Source organism: Gordonia sp. IEGM753, assembly GCF_050321825.1.
Taxonomy (GTDB): Bacteria; Pseudomonadota; Gammaproteobacteria; order Pseudomonadales; family Pseudomonadaceae; genus Aquipseudomonas.
Genome location: NZ_JBNQGB010000002.1, coordinates 359,532 through 383,020 on the forward strand (window position 1 = coordinate 359,532; position 23,489 = coordinate 383,020).

The following is a 23,489-nucleotide window of genomic DNA, read 5'->3' on the forward strand; positions in this document are numbered from 1 at the left end:
GAGCGGACCGCCCATGGTAACCTTGCGCCCATCGCGGAAAAGCCGGGCCGCTGTCCCTCCTTTGCCCTACACCTTTCAACGAATTTGCCTGATATCCGATGAATAAAGCCATCTCCGATTTGTCCAGTCACACGCCGATGATGCAACAATATTGGCGCCTGAAGAACCAGCATCCTGACCAGCTGATGTTCTATCGCATGGGCGATTTCTACGAAATTTTCTATGAAGATGCGAAGAAAGCCGCCAAGTTGCTGGACATTACACTGACGGCCCGTGGGCAATCGGCAGGCCAGGCAATTCCCATGTGTGGGATTCCTTACCACGCGGCGGAAGGTTACCTGGCGAAACTGGTCAAGCTCGGCGAATCGGTGGTGATCTGTGAGCAGGTCGGCGATCCGGCAACCAGCAAGGGGCCCGTGGATCGTCAGGTGGTGCGGATCATCACGCCGGGAACGGTGAGTGACGAGGCGCTGCTGGATGAGCGTCGCGACAACCTGATTGCCGCTGTCCTGGGTGACGAACGCCTGTTCGGCCTGGCGGTGCTGGACATCACCAGCGGCAACTTCAGCGTGCTGGAAATCAAGGGCTGGGAAAATCTGCTGGCGGAGCTGGAACGCGTCAATCCTGTGGAGCTGATGATCCCGGATGACTGGCCAAAAGACCTGCCTGCCGAGAAGCGTCGTGGCGTTCGTCGCCGTGCGCCGTGGGATTTCGAGCGGGACTCGGCGCTGAAAAGTCTCTGCCAGCAATTTTCGACGCAAGACCTCAAAGGTTTCGGCTGCGAGAATCTGACGCTGGCCATCGGCGCCGCCGGTTGCCTGCTCAGCTATGCCAAGGAAACCCAGCGCACTGCCCTGCCGCACTTGCGCAGCCTGCGCCATGAGTGCCTGGATGACACCGTAGTGCTGGATGGCGCGAGTCGGCGCAATCTGGAGCTGGACACCAACCTGGCCGGTGGTCGTGAGAACACGCTGCAATCGGTGGTCGACCGTTGCCAGACCGCAATGGGCAGTCGCCTGCTGACGCGTTGGCTAAACCGTCCGCTGCGCGATCTCAGCGTATTGCTGGCGCGCCAGACCTCTATTACCTGTCTGCTCGACAGCTACCGTTTCGAAAAGCTGCAACCACAGCTCAAGGAGATTGGCGACATCGAGCGGATCCTGGCGCGAATCGGCCTGCGCAATGCGCGCCCTCGCGACCTTGCCCGCCTGCGTGACGCACTGGGTGCATTGCCAGAACTGCAAATCGCAATGACCGAACTTGAAGCGCCCCACATAATTCAATTGGCGCGAACCACCAGCACCTACCCGGAACTGGCGGCACTGTTGGAAAAAGCCATTATCGACAACCCGCCCGCGGTGATCCGTGACGGCGGCGTGTTGAAGACCGGCTACGACAGTGAACTTGATGACCTGCAGTCGCTTAGCGAAAACGCCGGGCAGTTCCTGATTGATCTGGAGGCGCGTGAAAAAGCTCGCACAGGCCTGTCGCACCTGAAGGTCGGCTATAACCGTATCCATGGTTATTTCATCGAATTGCCGAGCAAACAGGCCGAATCGGCGCCTGCCGATTACATTCGCCGCCAGACATTAAAAGGTGCAGAGCGGTTTATCACGCCAGAACTGAAGGCGTTTGAAGACAAAGCCCTGTCAGCCAAGAGCCGCGCACTGGCCCGCGAGAAGATGCTGTACGAAGCCTTGCTTGAAGACCTGATTTCGCAATTGCCACCGTTGCAGGACACGGCGGCCGCACTGGCAGAACTGGACGTTTTGAGCAACCTTGCAGAACGCGCGCTGAACCTGGACCTGAACTGTCCGCGTTTTGTCGACGAGCCCTGCATGCGCATCACCCAGGGCCGTCACCCGGTGGTCGAGCAAGTGCTGAGTACGCCTTTCGTGGCCAACGACCTGAGCCTGGATGACAACACCCGCATGCTGGTGATCACCGGCCCGAACATGGGCGGTAAATCGACCTACATGCGACAGACCGCGTTGATCGTGTTGCTGGCACACATCGGCAGTTTCGTCCCGGCAGCGAGTTGTGAGTTGTCGCTGGTGGACCGGATTTTCACTCGAATCGGCTCCAGCGATGACCTCGCCGGTGGGCGCTCGACTTTCATGGTCGAAATGAGCGAGACCGCCAATATTCTGCACAACGCCACCGAGCGCAGCTTGGTGCTGATGGACGAAGTCGGTCGCGGCACCAGCACATTCGACGGCCTCTCGCTGGCTTGGGCCGCAGCCGAACGCCTGGCGTACTTGCGGGCTTACACGTTGTTCGCCACTCACTATTTTGAACTGACGGTGTTGCCGGAAGCTCAACCGCTTGTTGCCAACGTGCATCTCAACGCCACCGAGCACAACGAGCGCATCGTGTTCCTTCACCATGTGCTGCCAGGCCCCGCCAGTCAGAGCTATGGCCTGGCCGTTGCACAGTTGGCGGGCGTGCCAAGCGAAGTGATCGTACGGGCTCGCGAGCACCTGGGTCGACTCGAAGCCACTGCGTTGCCGCATGAAGTTCCCAAGCCAAGCAAGGGCAAACCGGCCGCTCCGCAGCAAAGCGACATGTTTGCCAGCCTGCCGCATCCGGTGCTGGATGAACTGGCCAAGCTTGATCTGGATGACCTGACGCCACGCAGGGCTTTGGAAATGCTCTATACATTAAAGACACGGATCTAACGCACTTGCCTGCAAGCTGTTAGAATCTCGCGCGGTTTGGGATGCTGCAGGCTAATAGCCTGGTCTGCAGACTATCGCTCCCGAACCTGGCGACCCCGTCCTGAAGGGGCTCCGCTGCCGCCGCCTGAGGAGAGAATTAGAAATGACCTTCGTCGTCACCGACAACTGCATCAAGTGCAAGTACACCGACTGCGTAGAAGTCTGTCCGGTGGACTGCTTTTACGAAGGCCCGAACTTCCTGGTGATTCACCCGGATGAGTGCATCGACTGCGCACTGTGCGAACCAGAATGCCCTGCCGTGGCTATCTTCTCCGAAGATGAAGTCCCGGAAGACATGCAGGAATTCATTCAGCTGAACGTTGAGCTTGCCGAAATCTGGCCCAACATCACTGAAAAGAAAGAATCGATGCCAGACGCTGAAGAGTTTGACCGCGTGATCAACAAATCCGTTGGTAGCAAGCTCAAAGACCTCGAACGCTGATTACCCCCGCGTTCTCAAAAAGGCCCTCACGGGCCTTTTTGCTTTTCTGCAGGCAAAAAAAGGGGCGGTTTGACCCGCCCACATTTTTTCCCTATTCCCTTTAGTCCTTTTCATCATCCTGATGAAATCGCATCCTGCGAATTCCTTTCCCTTCATCCTTGAAGAGTGCGTCTGTCCGTTGACACAATCTGAATATTAGAGAGTTCCCCTATCTTCGCAATCGACGCACATTGACCCAATGCGTTATTGCGCCAAGAGACCTACAAAAAATGTTCTTATGAATCAACAGCCTGAGTTTCTTTCTGTAGGAAAGTCGTAGGTTACCAACCTGTAAAAATAACGAACACTTACGAAAAAGTAAGCGAAGGCTTACAAAGCGAGACAACAATCATCAGGCTTCACCTGAAAAACGCCAGAAACAAAAAGCCCCGAACCAGTCGGGGCTTTTGCTGCCTGGCTGGCGATGCGCTTATTGAAACAGCGATTCGCTCGACAGGCCGTTCTTCTCGAGAATCTCCCGAAGGCGTTTCAGGCCTTCAACCTGGATCTGCCTGACGCGCTCGCGGGTCAAGCCAATTTCCAGGCCTACATCTTCCAGGGTACTGCTCTCGTGCCCGCGCAGGCCAAAGCGGCGTATAACCACTTCGCGCTGCTTGTCGGTCAACTCAGAGAGCCATTGATCGATGCTCTGCGACAGGTCGTCATCCTGCAGCAGTTCACATGGATCGGTAGGACGGTCGTCGGTAAGGGTGTCCAGCAGGGTTTTATCCGAATCCGGACCCAGCGAGACGTCGACCGAAGAAACGCGCTCGTTCAAGCCAAGCATGCGCTTGACTTCACCCACCGGTTTTTCCAGCAGGTTGGCGATTTCTTCGGGTGAGGGTTCGTGATCGAGTTTTTGCGTCAGTTCCCGTGCTGCGCGCAAGTACACGTTGAGCTCTTTGACCACATGGATCGGCAACCGGATAGTCCGGGTCTGATTCATGATGGCGCGTTCGATGGTCTGACGAATCCACCAGGTCGCGTACGTCGAAAAGCGGAAGCCGCGCTCAGGATCGAATTTTTCAACCGCTCGTATCAGCCCCAGGTTGCCCTCCTCGATCAGGTCCAGCAAAGACAAACCACGATTGACGTAGCGCCGGGCGATTTTCACCACCAGCCGCAGGTTACTTTCAATCATGCGCTTGCGCCCAGCCGGATCTCCACTTTGCGAAAGACGCGCAAAGTGAACTTCTTCTTCGGGGGACAACAGAGGGGAAAAGCCGATTTCATTGAGGTACAACTGCGTGGCATCGAGCGCACGTGTGTAATCAATGTACTTGTGTTGCTTCAACGAAGCGGAGTGTTTGGATTTGGCACGAACAGAAGGTGGAGCAGCCCCTTCATCATTCGACATCGAATCCGTAACGATGGCGGTCTCCATCAGGAGAACCTCATCGTCGATGTCAAACTCCGGCACTTCTTTACTGAGAGCCATTGTTATAGTCCTTTGGTGAGTTCGACCTCAAGCTCAAGCGGCGCCTTTATCCTTGGCAACGCTGGAGCCTGTTCCCTCTACGTGACGGAACAGGCTGGAAACAAATCAACGACGTGGCAGGAACTGCAGTGGATCTACAGGTTTACCTTGTCGGCGAATCTCAAAATGCAGTTTCACCCGGTCTGTACCCGTTGACCCCATTTCGGCAATTGTCTGTCCGACCTTGACCTGCTGCCCCTCCCGAACCAACAGCCTGCGGTTATGTCCGTAGGCACTGACGTAGGTATCGCTGTGTTTGATGATGACTAATTCGCCGTAGCCCCTTAAGCCACTCCCGGCGTATACAACCGTCCCATCAGACGCAGCTAAAACAGGCTGTCCCAAATCTCCGGCGATATCAATTCCTTTATTCAAACTACCGTTTGAAGAGAATTTTCCAATCAAAATGCCATTAGATGGCCATCCCCATCCGGTCGGAGCCGGGCCTGCAGGCGGCAGTGGCGCCGGTGCTGGCTTGCTGGCGACGGACGGTGCAACCACCGTGGAACTGGTTGTTGCGCCGTTGGGCTGACGCCGGATGACCGTAGTTTTAATCGACGATGAAGGCGTTGAACTCGACTCGCTTGCGGCCGCCGTAGGTGTTGAACCGGTCCGGCCATCGAAGCGAATGGTCTGACCTGGGTGGATCGTATACGGCATGGGTATGTTGTTGCGGGCAGCCAGGGCCTTGTAGTCCCAGCCGTAACGGAAAGCAATGGAGAACAGGGTATCTTTAGGTCGAACGACATACTGACCGGTAGTGACTGCTGGACGCTGGGCGACAGCGTTGTTGCGATCGACAACGCGCACGTCGCTCGATTTATTGCTGGAACAACCGACCAGCAAGGTGCTCAAGACAAGGCCAGTCACCAGGCGCTGAAAGCTCGTTCTACCCATTCGCTGCGCAATGACTGTGAGACTCACCCGCCGCTCCCTTTGTGGTGGCTGAAAATTTGGATTGCCGTAATCCGGCACGAAGTGTCGCAAGTATAACGGGCCGTGCATGCTTTACCTTTATTGAAGCGAATTGGCTTGGCGAACACGTTTAATGCCTGACGGTGAGTTCATTAAAATCATCGATGCCGCTGTAAGACAGGGGCAATCGAAAGGAATTCAGCGCATTGAAACAAATGCTCAGGCAAGTGGCCCATTCAGCAATGGGACGAAGCGTACGGCGCCCAATACGTGCCTGGAGAAGCCCTGCTCCTCACGGATAATCAGCATCAACTGTTGAACCTCGCCAGAGCCGACCGGAATGACCAGACGCCCCCCTGGTGCCAATTGATCAAGCAACGCCTGAGGCACATCGGTAGCCACCGCTGTCACGATAATTCCGTTGTAAGGCGCCAACGCCGGCCAGCCCTCCCAGCCATCACCCCAGCGGAAAACCACATTACGCAGGTTCAACTCGACCAGGCGCTCTTTGGCCCGATCTTGCAATACCTTGATGCGCTCAACGGAAAACACGCGCTCGACCAGTTGCGACAACACCGCCGTTTGATAGCCGGAGCCTGTGCCGATCTCCATGACTTTATCGAGCGGCCCCGCCTCAAGCAGCAACTCGCTCATGCGCGCCACCATATAGGGCTGGGAAATTGTCTGGTTATGACCGATCGGCAGCGCGGTATCTTCGTATGCGCGATGCGCAAGCGCTTCATCGACAAACAGATGACGCGGCGTACGACGAATGACCTCCAGCACCCTGGCGTTGGAAAGTCCCTCGTCATACAGACGCTGGATCAGGCGTTCGCGGGTACGCTGGGACGTCATCCCAATCCCGCGACGCAGAATATCGTCTTGCTCACGAGCCATTAACGCAGTCCCTCCAGCCAGCCATCGAGACTTCTGAAGGCATCATTGAAGGTGCGATCCAGTTGCAGTGGTGTGATTGAAACATAGCCTTGCATGACCGCATGAAAATCCGTACCCGGGCCACCGTCTTCGGCGTCCCCGGCGGCAGCAATCCAGTAACCGGACTTACCCCGCGGATCAACCACTTTCATCGGCGCCGCGGCACGGGCGCGATGGCCTAGGCGGGTCAGTTGAATACCGCGGATGTGGTCCAACGGCAAATTGGGAATATTCACGTTAAGTACCGTGCGCGGTGGCAGGTCGAGGTCGGCGTGAGCCTCAACCAGTTTGCGCGCAAAGTAAGCCGCCGTGGCAAGGTTATCCACCTGCCGGGAGACCAGCGAAAAGGCAAACGAAGGACGTTCCAGAAAACGCCCTTCAAGGGCCGCCGCCACCGTCCCTGAATACAGGACATCATCCCCAAGGTTAGCCCCCAGGTTGATACCCGAAACGACCATGTCCGGCTGATGTTCCAGCAAGCCATTGAGGCCCAAGTGCACGCAATCGGTAGGCGTGCCATTGAGGCTGATAAAACCATTGGCCAGGGTTTGCGGGTGCAACGGACGGTCGAGCGTCAGCGAACTGCTGGCGCCACTCTTGTCTTGGTCCGGGGCGATAACCACGCACTCGGTGTAATCCGCCAGCGCAGCATAAAGCGCGGCAAGACCGGGTGCGGTTACCCCATCGTCGTTAGAAATCAGAATACGCATGGGCTGTCCGTCTGCCCCACCGGCACCAGATCGACGAGTTCGCGCACCAATACGGTGGCGAAGCATCCGGCCGGCAGGACGAATTCCAGTTGCAGAATGTCAGGCTCGGGATAATGCCACGTCAACCCGGCAATGGGCAGCCGCAGGATGCGACGTTCGTGACTCATACCGGCGTTAATCAACCAATCGCGCAGATCCGCCTCGCGCGCAGCGATTGCCTGCTCCAGTTCATGGACAACACCTGTCGTCGGCGAGTCACCTTCGCCCCACTGCGGACCGGTTGGATGCAGGTCGAGAATCGCCAGCCGCGGGTCGTTGCATTCCGCTTCACCTGCTGGAAAAAAACTTCGGCTGTCGGTAAAAGCCAACAGGTCGCCCACTTGGGCGCGCTGCCAGGTACCGTCGGCGACACGTGCTGCCAGCACTTGGTTAAACAGAAAACTGCGCGCTGTCGAGAGCAGGCGCGAACGCATATTGCGCTGTTCCGGCAAGGCCTTGCGGGCAGCCCAACTACGGGCATCAACCACGTTGCCACCGTCGAAGCCAAAACGCTGGGCGCCGAAGTAGTTGGGAATGCCGTGCTGGCTAATCTGTTGCAGTCGCGATTCGACGGCCGCTTTGTCGCCGGCGAATTGCGTCAAGCGCAGGGTGAAACCGTTGGCCGAGTGAGCGCCACGTTGCAGCTTGCGCTTGTGCCGGCCGGTCTTGAGGATTTTCAGCGTGTCGTTTTCTGCCGGCGACAGATCGGGATCGGCCTTGCCTGGCAGTTGTACGCTGAACCACTGACGCGTCAACGCCTGACGATCCTTGAGCCCCGCATAACTGACGGTACGCAAGGGTACGCCTGCAGCCTTGGCAATGCGCCGGGCCGCCTCTTCGGTATTGAGGCCGCGTTTTTCGACCCAGATCCACAGATGCTCACCGTCGCCACTGAGCGGGATGTCGAGCACCTCATCGACCTGAAAATCTTCAGCGACCGCTTTCAGGACAGCAGAGCCTAAAGAAGGACCGTAGGCGCGAGGCCCGAGCAGTTGCGCTTCGTTCATGCGCGAAGCAACAAGGCAACGGAGTGCACGGCAATCCCTTCTTCGCGACCGACAAAGCCGAGTTTTTCGGTGGTGGTAGCTTTAACGTTCACTTGATCCAACTCAACTTGAAGATCCGCGGCAATCAGCGCGCGCATCGATTCGATATGCGGGGCCATTTTCGGCGCCTGGGCGACGATAGTGTTATCGACGTTGCCGACTTTCCAGCCCTTGGCATGGACCAGCGCGACGACATGACGCAACAGCGCACGACTGTCAGCGCCTTTGAAGGTGGGGTCGGTATCCGGAAAATGCTTGCCGATATCACCCAACGCGGCCGCGCCGAGCAAGGCATCGCTCAAGGCGTGCAGCAGGACATCACCGTCGGAATGAGCGAGCAGCCCGAAGCCGTGTGCAATGCGCACGCCGCCCAGAGTAATGAAATCGCCTTCAGCGAAACGGTGCACATCATAGCCGTGGCCAATACGCATAAAAAAACGCCCCGATTTTTGTCAGGGCGTGATTCTACCTGCTTTGTCAGACATTAGGGTCTGTTGACGTTGGGTGGCGGCCGCGTTGCAGTGCCTCGCGCAACCTGGCGCGCCTCGCGCCCGTCAAAGAGCGTCAACAGCCCCTAAGCGCTTAGAGCGCGCCCGTGATGCTGCAAATGGTCGTCGATGAAGCTGGCGATGAAGAAATAGCTGTGGTCGTAGCCGGGTTGCAAGCGCAACGTCAGCGGATGACCGGCCAGTTTGGCAGCTTGTTGCAACGCTTGCGGCTTGAGCTGGGTGGCAAGAAAATCGTCTCGATCACCTTGGTCGACCAGCAATGGCAGCTTTTCATCCGCCTCGGCAATCAATGCACAGGCATCCCATTCGCGCCATTTTGAACGGTCCTCACCCAGGTATCGCGAAAAGGCCTTCTGCCCCCACGGACAGTCCATCGGATTATTGATCGGCGAAAACGCCGAGACTGACGCGTAACGCCCTGGGTTTCGCAATGCACACACCAGAGCACCATGCCCGCCCATGGAGTGACCGCTGATGCCACGTTTGTCCGAAGCCGGGAAATGGGCTTCAACCAATGCCGGCAATTCCTGCACGACATAGTCATGCATCCGATAGTGCCGCGCCCAAGGATCCTGCGTGGCGTTCAGATAAAAACCGGCACCCAGGCCGAAATCCCATGCTCCATCCGGATCACCCGGCACATCGGCGCCGCGAGGGCTGGTGTCCGGCGCAACAATGATCAACCCCAGCTCGGCGGCCATGCGCATGGCGCCGGCCTTCTGCATGAAGTTTTCATCGGTGCAGGTCAGACCCGACAACCAATACAACACCGGCAACTTGCCGCCCTGCTCCGCTTGCGGCGGCAGGTAAACGGCAAACACCATGTCGCAGCCAAGCACGTCGGAGCGGTGCCGGTAACGCTTGTGCCAGCCACCGAAGCTTTTCTGACAGGAAATATTTTCCAGGCTCATGACCGACCTCAGAAGTGGATGACGCTACGGATGCTTTTGCCTTCGTGCATCAGGTCGAATGCCTTGTTGATATCTTCCAGGCCCATGGTGTGGGTGATAAAGGTATCGAGCGGAATTTCGCCGGTTTCGGCCATTTCCACATAGCTCGGCAATTCGGTGCGACCGCGCACCCCGCCAAATGCCGAACCGCGCCAGACGCGGCCGGTTACCAACTGGAACGGGCGGGTGGATATTTCCTGGCCCGCACCGGCGACGCCGATGATGACCGATTCGCCCCATCCCTTGTGGCAGCACTCGAGGGCCGCGCGCATCAACTGAACGTTGCCAATGCACTCAAATGAGAAATCGACGCCGCCATCGGTCATGTCGACAATGACTTCCTGGATTGGGCGATCAAAATCCTTCGGATTGACGCATTCGGTTGCACCCAACTGTTTGGCGATTTCGAACTTGGCCGGGTTGATGTCGATAGCGATGATTCGCGCAGCCTTGGCTTTGGCCGCGCCAATGACGGCCGAAAGACCGATGCCACCGAGGCCAAAAATGGCGACGGTATCACCAGGCTTCACTTTGGCGGTGTTCAGCACGGCACCGATGCCGGTCGTGACGCCACAGCCCAACAGGCAGACTTTTTCGAGTGGTGCTTCTTTAGGGATTTTGGCAACCGAGATTTCCGGCAGCACGGTGTACTCGGAAAAGGTCGACGTCCCCATGTAGTGGAAAATCGGCTGGCCCTTGTAGGAAAAGCGCGAGGTGCCATCTGGCATCAGGCCTTTGCCCTGAGTCGCACGAATGGCCTGACACAGGTTGGTCTTGCCCGACAGGCAGAATTTGCACTGACGGCATTCCGGGGTGTACAGCGGAATCACGTGATCACCAACGGCTACCGAGGTCACGCCCTCGCCGATGGCCTCAACCACCGCGCCGCCTTCATGACCGAGGATCGACGGGAAAATACCTTCCGGGTCAGCACCAGACAGCGTGTAGGCATCGGTATGGCAGACACCGGATGCAACCACTCGCAGCAACACCTCGCCAGCTTTCGGCATGGCGACATCGACTTCGACGATTTCCAGAGGTTTCTTGGCCTCGAAGGCAACGGCCGCGCGTGACTTGATCATGGTGACTCTCCATTAAATAAAAACGAGACCGGGAGTGTAATACAGTGCCTATCGGTTAATAATCGGGACAAAAGCAAAACATTATTGCTGTACAGGGATAATCATTAATGTCTGACAACCGCTGGGAAGGTATCGACGAGTTTGTTGCCGTGGCCGAATGCAGCCAGTTCACTGCGGCGGCTGAACGGCTCGGTGTTTCTTCCTCTCATATCAGTCGCCAAATCGTACGCCTTGAAGAGCGACTTCAGACGCGTTTGCTCTACCGCAGCACCCGCCGGGTTACGCTGACTGAAGCCGGGCAAACTTTTCTACAACATTGCCAACGCTTGCAGGATGGCCGTGAAGAAGCGTTGCGCGCGGTTGGCGACCTGACCAGCGAACCCAAAGGCATGCTGCGCATGACGTGTGCGGTGGCCTATGGCGAACGCTTCATTGTGCCGCTGGTGACACGTTTTATGGGTGTGTATCCGCAACTGCGAATAGACATCGAACTGAGTAACCGACCGCTCGATCTGGTGCATGAAGGCCTGGATCTGGCCATCCGCCTCGGTCGCCTTCAAGACTCAAGGCTGGTCGCCACTCGCCTGGCGCCACGACGCATGTACCTCTGCGCGTCACCGTCTTACATCGAACGGTACGGTCGCCCACACAGCTTGTCGGAGCTCAGTCGTCATAACTGCCTGATAGGGAGTTCGGACCTGTGGCAACTGGAACAGAATGGCCGGGAATTTTCTCAGCGGGTGCAAGGAAACTGGCGCTGCAATAGCGGGCAGGCAGTTTTGGACGCGACGCTACAAGGGGTGGGTTTGTGTCAGCTACCGGACTATTACGTGTTGGAACATCTCAAAAGCGGTGAACTGATTTCACTACTGGATGCCCATCAGCCCCCAAACACCGCGGTGTGGGCGCTTTACCCACAGCAACGGCATTTGTCACCGAAGGTGCGCAAACTGGTGGATTACTTGAAAGAAGGGCTGGCGCAACGACCGGAGTACCGGAGTTAGGAGTTGCAGGTATCTTTGCGCAAGTTATGCGGTGCCTGGACTGCCGCCATCGCGAGCAGGCTCGCTCCCACAGTTAATTGTGGGCGGGCACACGGGTCATGTTCACTGAAGATCCATTGTGGGAGCGAGCCTGCTCGCGATGGCGGTCGAGCAGTCAATAAAGCACTCAGCGGCGATTAGCCCAACGTTGACGCAACCATTCCAGGTCTTCGGGGCGCGTGACCTTGAGGTTGTCGGATCGGCCTTCGATGAGGCGTGGCGCCAAACCGGCCCACTCCATTGCCGACGACTCGTCAGTGATCACTGCGTCCGCCACCAGGCTATCGGCCAAGGCTCGATGCAACGCGCCGAGGCGAAACATTTGTGGCGTATAGGCTTGCCAGATCACGCTGCGATCCACGGTTTCAATGACACGACCGTGCTTGTCGACACGTTTAAGGGTATCGCGAGCAGGAACCGCCAACAGCCCACCGACCGGATCATCTGCCAGCTCACCCAACAACGTGTCCAGGTCGTCACGGCTTAAATTGGGACGCGCTGCATCGTGTACCAGCACCCAATCGTCACCGTCTGCGCCCTGCGCATGCAAGTGCAGCAGAGCATTGAGCACTGACCCGGAACGCTCGCTACCACCGTCAACACGCTGGATGCGCGCGTCGCCAGCACTTGCCAGGCCTGGCCAGTAAGGATCATCCACAGCAAGACAGACCACCAGCCCCTTCAGGGATGGATGATCGAGGAAACAGCCAAGGCTGTGTTCGAGAATAGTGCGACCGCCCAATTGCAAATACTGTTTGGGACGATCCGCGGCCATACGGGCACCAACACCCGCGGCGGGAATGACGGCCCAGAAGGCCGGCAACAAGGGGTTCATTGCGCTAGCTGGTAAAGGGTTTCACCGTCCTTGACCATGCCCAACTCATGGCGAGCCCGCTCTTCAACGGTTTCCATGCCTTTTTTCAACTCGCTGACCTCGGCGTCCATCACCCGATTGCGTTCCAGCAAACCTTCGTTCTCAGCGTGCTGATCCGCGATCTGCTGAGTCAGCTCGGCAACCTGCGCCAGGCTGCCATTACCCACCCACAGGCGGTATTGCAGGCCAGCCAGCAGCAAGAGCAAGACGAGGAACAACCAATTGGGACTGCGCATCGAATATCAGGTATCCAGTGAAAAAAGACAGCCATGCAAAAACTTTGAAGCTTCTGATAGCACGAAGCCTGGAAGACCCAGGCTTGTGCTTATAAGGCATCAGATTAGTGGCAAAAACGTCGCCGTAGCGATTTTTTCGACACAATCAGGTGTCTTTTATCAGTTTTCGATCAACCGCGGAACTCGCTGCGACCGTTGTACTTGGCTTTGCCATTCAACTGCTCTTCGATACGCAGCAGTTGGTTGTACTTGGAAACACGGTCGGAACGGCACAGGGAACCCGTTTTGATCTGGCCAGCCGCAGTGCCCACAGCCAGGTCGGCAATGGTCGAATCTTCGGTTTCGCCGGAACGGTGCGAGATCACAGCCGTGTAACCAGCGGCCTTGGCCATCTGGATAGCTTCCAGGGTTTCGGTCAGGGTGCCGATCTGGTTGAACTTGATCAGGATCGAATTGGCGATCTTTTTATCGATGCCTTCTTTCAGGATCTTGGTGTTGGTAACGAACAGGTCGTCGCCTACCAGTTGGATTTTCTCGCCGATCTTGTCGGTGAGGACTTTCCAGCCAGCCCAATCGGACTCGTCCAGGCCATCTTCGATGGAGATGATCGGGTAGCGCTCGGTCAGGCCTTTGAGGTAATCAGCGAAACCTTCAGAGGTGAATACATGACCTTCGCCGGACAGGTTGTATTTGCCGTCTTCGTAGAATTCGCTCGCTGCGCAGTCCAGCGCCAGGGTCACGTCGGTGCCCAATTTGTAACCCGCGTTGGCCACCGCTTCGGAAATCACTTTCAATGCGTCTTCGTTGGAGGCCAGGTTTGGTGCGAAACCACCTTCGTCACCGACCGCAGTGCTGAGGCCACGAGCCTTCAGAACAGCTTTCAGGTGATGGAAAATCTCGGTGCCCATACGCAGACCTTCCGAGAAAGACTTGGCGCCTACCGGCTGAACCATGAATTCCTGGATGTCGACGTTGTTATCAGCGTGCTCGCCACCGTTGATGATGTTCATCATTGGAACCGGCATCGAGTAGACGCCCGGTGTGCCGTTCAGGTTGGCAATGTGAGCGTACAGCGGCAGGTCCTGGTCCTGTGCTGCTGCCTTGGCCGCGGCCAGGGAAACGGCGAGGATGGCGTTGGCGCCCAAAGAACCTTTGTTTTCGGTACCGTCGAGCTTGATCATCGCGTGATCCAGCGCTTTCTGATCACTTGGGTCAGTGCCCTTCAACAGGTCACGGATCGGACCGTTGATATTGGCCACGGCTTTGAGAACGCCTTTGCCCAGGTAACGGCTCTTGTCGCCATCACGCAGCTCGAGCGCTTCACGCGAGCCAGTGGAAGCACCGGACGGCGCGCACGCGCTGCCGATGATGCCGTTATCGAGAAGCACGTCCGCTTCGACGGTGGGATTGCCACGGGAGTCGAGAACTTCACGACCTTTGATGTCGACGATTTTTGCCATTGTTGTAAACACTCCAAAGTTGACGAAAACGACGCAGCTAGAGGAAATCTTTTACCGTCGGCAAGTGGTTCGCAGCGGGCAGACTTGCGGACGATAAGGCTCAGGCCCGAGGGCCTGAACATTAAATCGTGCGGTACTTTACCGGAGAAAAGAGCTTTACGCGGTTTCTACCGTCGGAAAACTCTTCACCAGTTCGTCCAATGCTTTGAGCTGGGCCAGGAATGGCTCCAGTTTGTCCAGGCGCAAGGCGCAAGGGCCGTCACATTTGGCGTTGTCCGGATCTGGATGCGCTTCCAGGAACAGGCCGGCAAGCGATTGGCTGATCCCGGCTTTCGCCAGATCCAGAACCTGGGCACGGCGCCCACCTGCAGAGTCGGCACGACCACCGGGCATTTGCAGCGCGTGGGTCACGTCGAAGAATACCGGGTATTCGAACTGCTTCATGATGCCGAAGCCAAGCATGTCGACCACCAGGTTGTTGTAGCCGAAGCTCGAACCACGCTCGCAGAGGATCAACTGATCGTTACCGGCTTCTACGCATTTGCTCAGGATGTGTTTCATTTCCTGAGGCGCGAGGAACTGGGCTTTCTTGATGTTGATCACTGCACCAGTCTTGGCCATCGCAACCACCAGGTCGGTCTGGCGCGACAGGAAGGCCGGCAACTGAATGATGTCGCAGACTTCAGCGACAATCGCAGCCTGATCCGGCTCGTGAACGTCGGTGATGATCGGCACGCCGAACGCTTGCTTGATGTCCTGGAAGATTCGCATGCCCTCTTCCAGGCCAGGGCCGCGGTAAGACGTCACGGAAGATCGGTTGGCCTTGTCGAAGCTGGCCTTGAACACGTAAGGGATACCGAGTTTTTCGGTAACCTTTACGTACTCTTCGCAGACCTGCATCGCCATGTCACGGCTTTCCAGCACGTTCATGCCACCGAAAAGCACCATTGGCTTGTCGTTGGCAATCTCGATGTCGCCTACACGGATGATCTTCTGCGCCATTTGCTTCACGCCTTCTTCTGGTGTTGAGTCAACGCGGCTTTAACAAAACCGCTGAACAACGGGTGACCGTCACGCGGCGTCGAGGTGAATTCCGGGTGGAACTGGCAGGCCACGAACCATGGATGATCCGGTGCTTCAACCACTTCAACCAGTGCGCCATCACCAGAGCGACCGGAGATTTTCAGGCCGGCCTCCATGAGTTGCGGCAGCAGATTATTGTTCACTTCATAACGATGGCGATGACGCTCGACGATCACGTCTTTGGCATAGCAATCGTGAACCAGGGAACCCGGTTCCAGCAGGCAATCCTGCGCGCCAAGGCGCATGGTGCCGCCCAGGTCGGACGTTTCGGTACGGGTTTCGACGGCGCCGGTGGCGTCTTCCCACTCGGTGATCAAACCGACGACCGGGTGACCGCTTGCACGATCAAACTCGGTGGAGTTGGCGTCTTTCCAGCCCAACACATTACGTGCGAACTCGATGACGGCCACTTGCATGCCCAGGCAGATGCCGAGGTACGGAACCTTGTTCTCACGAGCGTACTGAACGGCGGTGATCTTGCCTTCCACGCCGCGTAGACCGAAGCCACCAGGTACGAGAATCGCGTCCACGCCTTCCAGCAGCGCAGTGCCCTGGTTTTCGATGTCTTCGGAATCGATGTAACGCAGGTTGACCTTGGTACGGTTGCTGATACCGGCGTGACTCATCGCCTCGATCAACGACTTGTAGGCATCCAGCAGCTCCATGTACTTGCCGACCATGGCGATGGTGACTTCGTGCTCAGGGTTGAGCTTGGCGTCGACCACGGCTTCCCACTCGGACAGATCGGCACCGCCACATTGCAGGCCGAAACGCTCGACAACAAAATCATCCAGGCCCTGCGAGTGCAGGATGCCCGGGATTTTGTAAATGGTATCGGCGTCTTCCAGCGCGATCACCGCACGTTCTTCAACGTTGGTGAACTGCGCGATCTTGCGGCGCGAGGAGATGTCGATCGGGTGATCGGAGCGGCAAACCAGCACATCAGGCTGCAGGCCGATGGAACGCAGTTCCTTGACCGAGTGCTGGGTTGGCTTGGTTTTGGTCTCGCCCGCAGTCGCGATGTACGGCACCAATGTCAGGTGCATCAGCATCGCGCGCTTGGCGCCGACTTCAAAACGCAATTGGCGGATGGCTTCGAGGAACGGTTGCGACTCGATGTCACCTACGGTGCCACCGATTTCGACCATCGCAACGTCAGCATCGCCGGCACCCTTGATGATGCGGCGCTTGATTTCGTCGGTGATGTGCGGAATGACCTGGATGGTTGCACCCAGGTAATCACCACGGCGCTCTTTGCGCAGCACGTGTTCGTAAACACGGCCAGTGGTGAAGTTGTTGTTCTGGGTCATGGTCGTGCGGATGAACCGCTCGTAGTGCCCAAGGTCCAGGTCAGTCTCGGCGCCGTCGTGGGTGACGAACACTTCACCGTGCTGGAACGGGCTCATGGTGCCTGGATCGACGTTGATGTACGGGTCCAGCTTCAGCATGGTGACCTTAAGTCCCCGCGCCTCCAGGATGGCCGCCAATGAAGCCGATGCAATGCCTTTCCCCAATGAAGAAACAACACCGCCCGTGACGAATATGTAGCGCGTCATGAAAAACCCTAGAAGTCTGCGTTAAAGCGGTCCGAGCCGCCGGGGAAAGCGAAGGAAGGCCGAAGCCCCCGATCACCTGCATTAATCACAGTGCACCTTTCGAAAAAACCGCCGCGTTGTGACAGACCGGGAGATGAAACACCGGTACGTTGCTCGCTACACATTTTTTGGAATCGCCCAGCAAAGACTGCTTGGTAATCGGCAACTCCTGCAATTCAGGCGAATCCACAGAAGTTGTATCAAGAAGGGAGCGTAGTCTACCGGAAAGCCCCTTTCAGCTCAAACCTTGATCTTCGCTTAATGGCCGCCAATGCAAATGCCAGCCCTCTTCGACGTTACCATTCAGGCCCGGCAGGTTGGCCACCGCCAGCAATTGCTCGCCCCGATACAGCAGCGGCAATCTGCCACGGACGAATGACGGCACACCGCTTTCATTGAGCAAACGCTTCAGATCCCGGTGACCGCGCCCCGGCAACGTCATGACTTCGCCTCCCTCACGATAGCGGATATGCAGTGGACCATCGGGAGTACGGCCTGCGATTGTCAGCTCGCCGTTACCCGGTAATGTCAGCGATCGCGCAGGATCAACCCAGTTAACTGCCGCAGGAGGCCCCTGCAGACACTGCCCGGACAACCACCAGATGCGCCCACCTGCGCGGTGCAATTCGCCATCGGCCAACCGCCAGATCGGCTGCGCATCGCCCGTGGCATCGCGCAATTGCTCCCAGCCCGACCAATGGTCGCTGTCGGGGGGGCGCGTGAGCGCATTGAGCCAATAACTCAACGCATTACGCTGGCGAGCGGCAGAAAGCCCCTCCAGCGCCGACAATTCCAGGGACGGCAAACCCAGCCAATCGAACTCACTGACCGTGATGGCGCGCGCCAGATCGACATGCGCAAGCTCATCCAGCAAACCCTGCGCTTCGCTCAGATGCGCAGCGCTTCGGGCCATGGTTGCCACTGCTTGCGGCCAGCGCTCGGTCAGCACCGGGAATACCTGATGACGCAAGTAGTTACGCGAATAGTGCCGGTCCTGGTTGGAGGGGTCTTCGATCCAGCTCAATTGATGCTCGCCTGCGTAGGCCTCAAGCTCGGCACGCGTGATATCCAGCAGCGGCCGCAAAAGACGTCCCGCCCCCAAAGAGCGCTCGCTCGGCATGCCCGACAATCCGCGCACCCCTGCCCCGCGCAGCAAACGAAACAACAACGTTTCGGCCTGATCGTCACGATGCTGGGCGGTCATCAGCACTTCATTGACCTGGATGTTTTCAACGAACGCCGCATAACGCGCATCACGGGCCACTTGCTCCAGACTGGCGCCAGACTGAACCTGAACGTGAACCACCTTGAGCGGCACACCCAACGCATCACAGACCGACTGGCAATGTGCCGGCCACGCATCTGCCGCAGCCTGTAGGCCATGATGAACATGAAGGGCGCTGAGCGCTGGCAGGCTTTCGGTTTTTGCGAGGTGTGCGAGAAGGTGCAGCAGGACCGTGGAGTCGAGGCCGCCGGAGAAGGCGATGCGCCAAGTGGCGGCGGTGCGCCAAGGTTTCAGATTCAGCAGGAGCCTGGCAGGCAGATCAATCATGGGCTGGCTCATATCGATCACTTCACACAAAACAAATGTGGGAGCGGGCTTGCTCGCGAAAGCGGCGTAACGTTCAACGTATGAGTTGAATGTTATACCGCTTTCGCGAGTAAGCCCGCTCCCACATTGAAGCCAAGGTCAGATCAGAGACCGTAGCTCATCAGTCGATCGTAACGACGCTTGAGCAGCGCTTCGTTATCGAACTTCTTCAACATCGCCAATTGCGAACTCAGCTCAGCACGGATCGAAGCTGCAGCCGCCGCTGGATCGCGATGAGCGCCGCCCAATGGTTCGCCGATCACCTTGTCAACGATACCCAGACCTTTCAGGCGTTCGGCAGTGATGCCCATCGCTTCAGCGGCATCCGGTGCCTTTTCGGCTGTTTTCCACAGGATCGAAGCGCACCCTTCCGGCGAAATCACCGCATAGGTCGAGTACTGCAGCATGTTCAACTGATCACACACCCCGATCGCCAACGCACCACCGGAACCACCTTCACCGATAACGGTGGCAATGATTGGAGTTTTCAGGCGAGCCATCACGCGCAGGTTCCAGGCAATTGCTTCGCTCTGGTTACGCTCTTCAGCGTCAATACCCGGGTATGCACCTGGCGTGTCGATGAAGGTCAGGATCGGCATCTTGAAGCGTTCGGCCATTTCCATCAGGCGACAAGCCTTGCGGTAGCCTTCCGGACGCGGCATGCCGAAGTTGCGGCGAACTTTCTCGCGCACTTCACGGCCTTTCTGGTGACCGATGATCATTACCGGCTGATCGTCCAGACGGGCAATACCACCCACGATTGCCGCGTCGTCGGAGAAGTGACGGTCGCCGTGCAATTCATCGAACTCGGTAAAGATGTGCTCGATGTAATCAAGGGTGTACGGGCGGCGCGGGTGACGCGCCAGACGCGCGATCTGCCAGCTGGTCAGCTTGCCGAAGATGTCTTCGGTGAGCGTGCTGCTTTTGTCCTGCAGGCGGGAGATCTCATCGCCGATATTCAGCGAATTGTCATTACCGACCAAGCGCAACTCTTCGATCTTGGCTTGCAGGTCGGCGATCGGCTGTTCGAAATCTAGAAAATTCGGGTTCATAGGCGTCCGTCTTGGGTCGACGTCCAAGTGAGCTTGGGCCGGCCGGTTGTCTATTCGCGCCCTACCTTAAGGGAGAGGCGCGTTCAGGTCGAGATTAAAAATTGGGTCGAGATCAGGGCACATGCTTGATGACAAGAAATGGCACCTGACCGTCAACGGTATTGGAGGAAGACGTTGTCTCGCCCGAACTGGTCACGCAAGGCTTGAATCAAGGCATCAGCCGGATCAATTCGCCAAGTCTCGCCGAACTGCAGCAAGGCCTTCGCATCGGGGCTCGTGTACTCCATGGTGATAGGGCAAGCACCGCGATGGCGCTTGAACAACTCACCCAGCCAGCGTAGCTGATCACCTTTCAAATCCTTGGTTTGCAGCTTCAGGCGCAAGCTTTCAGCCAGATTGGTGCGAGCATCTTCCATGCTCATCACGCGCTTGACCCGCAGGCGCAGACCGCCGGAAAAGTCATCGTTGCTGACTTCACCTTCGACCACCACCATCGCGTCCGTCTGCAACAACGACTGCGCCGAATGAAATGCCTCGGCAAACAGTGACGCTTCGATCCGTCCCGAGCGGTCATCAAGGGTGATGAACCCCATCTTATCGCCCTTTTTGTTCTTCATTACACGCAGGGCAATAATCATCCCGGCAACGGTTTGAGTATCGCGGGCCGGCTTCAGGTCGATGATGCGCTGGCGTGCAAAACGGCGGATTTCACCTTCATATTCATCAATCGGGTGGCCGGTCAGGTACAGGCCCAAGGTGTCTTTTTCGCCTTTGAGCCGCTCCTTCAGGGTCAGTTCCTTGGCCTTGCGGTGATTGGCGTAAACGTCGGCATCTGCTTCCACAAACAGTCCGCCAAACAGGTCGGCATGGCCACTGTCATGGGTTCGGGCGGTTTGTTCGGCAGCCTTGATCGCCCCTTCCATCGCATTGAGCAAGACGGCGCGGTTCTGGTCGATGCTCGCTTGATAAGCCTTTGGCTCGTCATGAAAGTAAGGCCCCAGACGATCCAGCGCACCGCTTCGAATCAGGCCATCGAGCGTGCGCTTGTTGATGCGCTTGAGATCGACCCGCGCGCAGAAATCGAACAAGTCCTTGAACGGACCGTCCTGACGCGCTTCGGTAATCGCCTCGACCGGCCCTTCGCCGACACCCTTGATCGCGCCCAGCCCGTAAATGATGCGGCCTTCGTCGTTAACCGTGAATTTGAACTCGGAAGTATTCACATCCGGCGCGTCGAGACGCAGCTTCATGGTGCGAATTTCTTCGATCAAGGTCACGACCTTGTCGGTGTTGTGCATGTCTGCAGACAGAACTGCCGCCATGAACGGTGCCGGGTAGTGCGTTTTCAGCCACGCCGTCTGATAGGACACCAGGCCGTAGGCAGCAGAGTGAGACTTGTTGAAACCATAACCGGCGAATTTTTCCACCAGATCGAAAATGTTACCTGCCAGGTCGGCTTCGATATTGTTGGTCTTGCAACCTTCAATGAAACCGCCACGCTGCTTGGCCATTTCTTCGGGTTTTTTCTTACCCATGGCCCGACGCAGCATGTCCGCACCGCCGAGGGTGTAACCGGCCATGACCTGGGCAATCTGCATCACCTGTTCTTGATACAGGATGATGCCGTAAGTCGGTGCCAGCACCGGCTTCAGGCCTTCGTACTGGTAGTCCGAGTGCGGGTACGCCAGCTCGGCGCGACCGTGTTTACGGTTAATAAAGTCGTCAACCATGCCTGACTGCAGCGGGCCCGGACGAAACAGGGCCACCAGTGCGATCAAGTCTTCCAGGCAGTCGGGCTTGAGCTTTTTGATCAGCTCTTTCATGCCGCGCGACTCGAGCTGGAACACCGCTGTGGTCTCGGCTTTTTGCAACAACTGGTAAGTCGGTTTGTCATCCAGCGGAATGAAAGCAATGTCCAGTGGCGGCTCATCCACCTTCGCGCGGTCGCGATTGATGGTTTTCAGCGCCCAGTCAATAACGGTCAGCGTTCGCAGACCGAGGAAGTCGAACTTCACCAGACCGGCCGCTTCAACGTCGTCCTTGTCGAACTGGGTTACCAGACCATCACCGGCCTCGTCGCAATAAATCGGCGAGAAGTCAGTCAGTTTGGTTGGGGCGATAACCACACCACCGGCGTGTTTACCGACGTTACGCACCACGCCTTCGAGCTTGCGCGCCATCTCCCAGATTTCCGCAGCCTCTTCATCGACCTTGATGAAGTCACGGAGAATTTCTTCCTGCTCGTAGGCCTTCTCCAGGGTCATGCCGACTTCGAACGGAATCATCTTCGACAAACGGTCCGCCAAGCCGTAAGACTTGCCCTGCACCCGCGCCACGTCTCGGACGACAGCCTTGGCGGCCATGGAACCGAAAGTAATGATCTGACTTACCGCGTTGCGACCATACTTCTCGGCCACGTACTCGATGACACGGTCACGACCGTCCATGCAAAAGTCGACGTCGAAGTCGGGCATGGATACCCGTTCCGGGTTAAGGAAACGTTCGAACAGCAGGTCATATTCCAGCGGATCAAGGTCAGTGATCTTCTGCACATACGCCACCAGCGAACCGGCACCCGACCCACGACCCGGGCCCACCGGCACGCCATTACTCTTGGCCCACTGGATGAAGTCCATCACGATCAGGAAGTAACCGGGGAATCCCATCTGGATGATGATATCCAGCTCGAAATTCAACCGGTCAACGTACACCTGGCGCTTGGCTTCGTAGTCTTCGGTAGTGTCCCTGGGCAACAGAACGGTCAGCCGCTCTTCCAGTCCGTCGAACGACACCTTGCGGAAATACTCGTCGATGGTCATGCCATCTGGAATCGGGAAGTTGGGCAGGAAGTGCTTACCCAGCTTCACTTCAATGTTGCAACGCTTGGCGATCTCTACAGTGTTTTCCAGCGCCTCTGGCAAGTCGCTGAACAACTCGGCCATTTCCTCAGCGCTTTTGAGGTATTGCTGATCACTGTAGTTCTTCGAGCGGCGAGGATCGTCGAGCGCGCGGCCTTCGCCGATGCAGACACGGGTTTCGTGGGCGGCAAAATCTTCCTGCTTGATAAAGCGCACATCGTTGGTTGCGACCAACGGAGCACCGATTTTTTCGGCCAGCGCCACCGCACCGTGCAATTGCTCTTCATCGTTGGGACGGCTGGTGCGTTGAATTTCCAGGTAGAAGCGGTCTGGAAATACTGTCATCCATTCACGGGCCAGGTTTTCCGCCTCAGCTGGATTGCCACTGAGCATGGCCAGGCCAATTTCGCCTTCCTTCGCCGCCGACAGCATGATCAAGCCTTCGCTGGCTTCGGCCACCCATTCACGCTCGATAATGACCGAGCCATTACGCTGACCGTCAATGAACCCACGGGAGATCAGCTCCGTCAGGTTGCGATAACCCACAGCATTCATTGCCAACAGGCTGATCCGGCTCAGCGCGTTGTCCGGATCCTTGTTCGACAGCCACAGGTCGGCGCCGCAGATCGGCTTGATGCCTGCGCCCATGGAGGCTTTATAGAATTTGACCAGGGAACACATGTTGTTCTGGTCGGTGACCGCCACGGCGGGCATGTTCATGCCGACCAGCGTCTTGACCAGCGGTTTGATCCGCACCAGACCGTCGACCAGGGAATATTCAGTGTGCAGGCGTAGATGAACGAATGAAGCCGGCATAGTGATCCTGCGTTATGTC

General features: G+C 57.3%; 19 protein-coding genes. 3 read left to right on the plus strand and 16 right to left on the minus strand.

What is annotated here, in order from left to right; all coding sequences use genetic code 11:
- Positions 1–98 precede the first annotated feature (98 nt).
- Together mutS and fdxA are read left to right on the plus strand one after the other, a co-directional pair.
- Positions 99–2,678: a DNA mismatch repair protein MutS gene (gene mutS / locus ACQR3R_RS14605; protein WP_428273003.1), complete on the plus strand. Its 2,580-nt coding sequence runs from the start codon at positions 99–101 to the stop codon at positions 2,676–2,678.
- Positions 2,679–2,820: 142 nt separating this feature from the next.
- Positions 2,821–3,159, plus strand: coding sequence for a ferredoxin FdxA (gene fdxA, locus ACQR3R_RS14610; protein ID WP_428273004.1), 339 nt, complete (start codon positions 2,821–2,823; stop codon positions 3,157–3,159).
- A gap of 469 nt (positions 3,160–3,628) precedes the next feature.
- On the opposite strand, the gene rpoS is transcribed toward fdxA, so the two are convergent.
- The 8 genes from rpoS to ACQR3R_RS14650 form a co-directional block, all read right to left on the minus strand.
- Positions 3,629–4,636 carry an RNA polymerase sigma factor RpoS gene (gene rpoS / locus ACQR3R_RS14615; RefSeq protein WP_428273005.1) on the minus strand — a complete coding sequence of 336 codons (1,008 nt, stop codon included), beginning with the start codon at positions 4,634–4,636 and terminating at the stop codon, positions 3,629–3,631.
- A 105-nt stretch (positions 4,637–4,741) separates the two neighbouring features.
- The gene (locus ACQR3R_RS14620) at positions 4,742–5,680 is read right to left on the minus strand and encodes a peptidoglycan DD-metalloendopeptidase family protein (protein ID WP_428273006.1); all 939 of its coding nucleotides are present in this window, start codon (positions 5,678–5,680) and stop codon (positions 4,742–4,744) included.
- Between the two features lie 129 nt (positions 5,681–5,809).
- Complete coding sequence (locus tag ACQR3R_RS14625) at positions 5,810–6,487, minus strand: protein-L-isoaspartate(D-aspartate) O-methyltransferase (RefSeq protein WP_428273007.1); 678 nt, start codon at positions 6,485–6,487, stop codon at positions 5,810–5,812.
- Positions 6,487–7,236, minus strand: a complete 750-nt coding sequence (gene surE / locus ACQR3R_RS14630; RefSeq protein ID WP_428273008.1) for a 5'/3'-nucleotidase SurE — start codon at positions 7,234–7,236, stop codon at positions 6,487–6,489. Before surE ends, ACQR3R_RS14625 begins: the two co-directional genes overlap by 1 nt.
- Positions 7,224–8,282: a tRNA pseudouridine(13) synthase TruD gene (gene truD, locus ACQR3R_RS14635; RefSeq protein ID WP_428273009.1), complete on the minus strand. Its 1,059-nt coding sequence runs from the start codon at positions 8,280–8,282 to the stop codon at positions 7,224–7,226. The genes surE and truD overlap by 13 nt, the downstream gene beginning before the upstream one ends.
- Positions 8,279–8,752, minus strand: coding sequence for a 2-C-methyl-D-erythritol 2,4-cyclodiphosphate synthase (ispF, locus tag ACQR3R_RS14640; protein WP_407012220.1), 474 nt, complete (start codon positions 8,750–8,752; stop codon positions 8,279–8,281). Before ispF ends, truD begins: the two co-directional genes overlap by 4 nt.
- A 143-nt stretch (positions 8,753–8,895) precedes the next feature.
- Entirely contained in the window at positions 8,896–9,741 is an 846-nt protein-coding gene (gene fghA, locus ACQR3R_RS14645; RefSeq protein ID WP_428273010.1) for an S-formylglutathione hydrolase, read from the minus strand.
- 8 nt (positions 9,742–9,749) lie between these two features.
- The gene (locus ACQR3R_RS14650) at positions 9,750–10,862 is read right to left on the minus strand and encodes an S-(hydroxymethyl)glutathione dehydrogenase/class III alcohol dehydrogenase (RefSeq protein ID WP_054616002.1); all 1,113 of its coding nucleotides are present in this window, start codon (positions 10,860–10,862) and stop codon (positions 9,750–9,752) included.
- Positions 10,863–10,969: 107 nt separating this feature from the next.
- Here ACQR3R_RS14650 and ACQR3R_RS14655 point away from each other — a divergent pair, with 107 nt between their 5' ends.
- Positions 10,970–11,866: a LysR substrate-binding domain-containing protein gene (locus tag ACQR3R_RS14655; RefSeq protein ID WP_428273011.1), complete on the plus strand. Its 897-nt coding sequence runs from the start codon at positions 10,970–10,972 to the stop codon at positions 11,864–11,866.
- A gap of 166 nt (positions 11,867–12,032) precedes the next feature.
- Here the strand turns inward: ACQR3R_RS14655 and ispD are convergent, their stop codons facing one another.
- The 8 genes from ispD to dnaE form a co-directional block, all read right to left on the minus strand.
- A complete protein-coding gene (gene ispD / locus ACQR3R_RS14660) occupies positions 12,033–12,740 on the minus strand; it encodes a 2-C-methyl-D-erythritol 4-phosphate cytidylyltransferase (RefSeq protein ID WP_428273012.1) in 708 nt (235 codons plus the stop codon).
- Positions 12,737–13,015, minus strand: coding sequence for a cell division protein FtsB (ftsB, locus tag ACQR3R_RS14665; protein ID WP_008028992.1), 279 nt, complete (start codon positions 13,013–13,015; stop codon positions 12,737–12,739). Before ftsB ends, ispD begins: the two co-directional genes overlap by 4 nt.
- 170 nt (positions 13,016–13,185) lie before the next feature.
- Complete coding sequence (eno, locus tag ACQR3R_RS14670; RefSeq protein WP_428273013.1) at positions 13,186–14,475, minus strand: phosphopyruvate hydratase; 1,290 nt, start codon at positions 14,473–14,475, stop codon at positions 13,186–13,188.
- Between the two features lie 156 nt (positions 14,476–14,631).
- Positions 14,632–15,477 carry a 3-deoxy-8-phosphooctulonate synthase gene (gene kdsA / locus ACQR3R_RS14675; protein ID WP_428273014.1) on the minus strand — a complete coding sequence of 282 codons (846 nt, stop codon included), beginning with the start codon at positions 15,475–15,477 and terminating at the stop codon, positions 14,632–14,634.
- 5 nt (positions 15,478–15,482) lie between these two features.
- A complete protein-coding gene (locus ACQR3R_RS14680; RefSeq protein WP_428273015.1) occupies positions 15,483–17,114 on the minus strand; it encodes a CTP synthase in 1,632 nt (543 codons plus the stop codon).
- 274 nt (positions 17,115–17,388) lie between these two features.
- Positions 17,389–18,705, minus strand: a complete 1,317-nt coding sequence (gene tilS, locus ACQR3R_RS14685; RefSeq protein WP_428273016.1) for a tRNA lysidine(34) synthetase TilS — start codon at positions 18,703–18,705, stop codon at positions 17,389–17,391.
- 143 nt (positions 18,706–18,848) lie between these two features.
- Positions 18,849–19,796, minus strand: a complete 948-nt coding sequence (locus ACQR3R_RS14690; RefSeq protein WP_428273017.1) for an acetyl-CoA carboxylase carboxyltransferase subunit alpha — start codon at positions 19,794–19,796, stop codon at positions 18,849–18,851.
- 152 nt (positions 19,797–19,948) lie between these two features.
- A complete protein-coding gene (gene dnaE / locus ACQR3R_RS14695; protein WP_428273018.1) occupies positions 19,949–23,470 on the minus strand; it encodes a DNA polymerase III subunit alpha in 3,522 nt (1,173 codons plus the stop codon).
- Positions 23,471–23,489 lie beyond the last annotated feature (19 nt).

Bases quoted from the DNA above. Each gene is read 5' to 3' on its own strand.
- ispD (WP_428273012.1), bottom strand. From the start codon at position 12,740: ATGAACCCCTTGTTGCCGGCCTTCTGGGCCGTCATTCCCGCCGCGGGT.
- ACQR3R_RS14620 (WP_428273006.1), bottom strand. From the start codon at position 5,680: ATGCACGGCCCGTTATACTTGCGACACTTCGTGCCGGATTACGGCAAT.
- tilS (WP_428273016.1), bottom strand. From the start codon at position 18,705: ATGATTGATCTGCCTGCCAGGCTCCTGCTGAATCTGAAACCTTGGCGC.
- ispF (WP_407012220.1), bottom strand. From the start codon at position 8,752: ATGCGTATTGGCCACGGCTATGATGTGCACCGTTTCGCTGAAGGCGAT.
- fdxA (WP_428273004.1), top strand. From the start codon at position 2,821: ATGACCTTCGTCGTCACCGACAACTGCATCAAGTGCAAGTACACCGAC.
- ACQR3R_RS14690 (WP_428273017.1), bottom strand. From the start codon at position 19,796: ATGAACCCGAATTTTCTAGATTTCGAACAGCCGATCGCCGACCTGCAA.
- ftsB (WP_008028992.1), bottom strand. From the start codon at position 13,015: ATGCGCAGTCCCAATTGGTTGTTCCTCGTCTTGCTCTTGCTGCTGGCT.
- truD (WP_428273009.1), bottom strand. From the start codon at position 8,282: ATGAACGAAGCGCAACTGCTCGGGCCTCGCGCCTACGGTCCTTCTTTA.
- ACQR3R_RS14655 (WP_428273011.1), top strand. From the start codon at position 10,970: ATGTCTGACAACCGCTGGGAAGGTATCGACGAGTTTGTTGCCGTGGCC.
- fghA (WP_428273010.1), bottom strand. From the start codon at position 9,741: ATGAGCCTGGAAAATATTTCCTGTCAGAAAAGCTTCGGTGGCTGGCAC.
- kdsA (WP_428273014.1), bottom strand. From the start codon at position 15,477: ATGGCGCAGAAGATCATCCGTGTAGGCGACATCGAGATTGCCAACGAC.
- ACQR3R_RS14650 (WP_054616002.1), bottom strand. From the start codon at position 10,862: ATGATCAAGTCACGCGCGGCCGTTGCCTTCGAGGCCAAGAAACCTCTG.
- eno (WP_428273013.1), bottom strand. From the start codon at position 14,475: ATGGCAAAAATCGTCGACATCAAAGGTCGTGAAGTTCTCGACTCCCGT.
- surE (WP_428273008.1), bottom strand. From the start codon at position 7,236: ATGCGTATTCTGATTTCTAACGACGATGGGGTAACCGCACCCGGTCTT.
- ACQR3R_RS14625 (WP_428273007.1), bottom strand. From the start codon at position 6,487: ATGGCTCGTGAGCAAGACGATATTCTGCGTCGCGGGATTGGGATGACG.
- ACQR3R_RS14680 (WP_428273015.1), bottom strand. From the start codon at position 17,114: ATGACGCGCTACATATTCGTCACGGGCGGTGTTGTTTCTTCATTGGGG.
- rpoS (WP_428273005.1), bottom strand. From the start codon at position 4,636: ATGGCTCTCAGTAAAGAAGTGCCGGAGTTTGACATCGACGATGAGGTT.
- mutS (WP_428273003.1), top strand. From the start codon at position 99: ATGAATAAAGCCATCTCCGATTTGTCCAGTCACACGCCGATGATGCAA.
- dnaE (WP_428273018.1), bottom strand. From the start codon at position 23,470: ATGCCGGCTTCATTCGTTCATCTACGCCTGCACACTGAATATTCCCTG.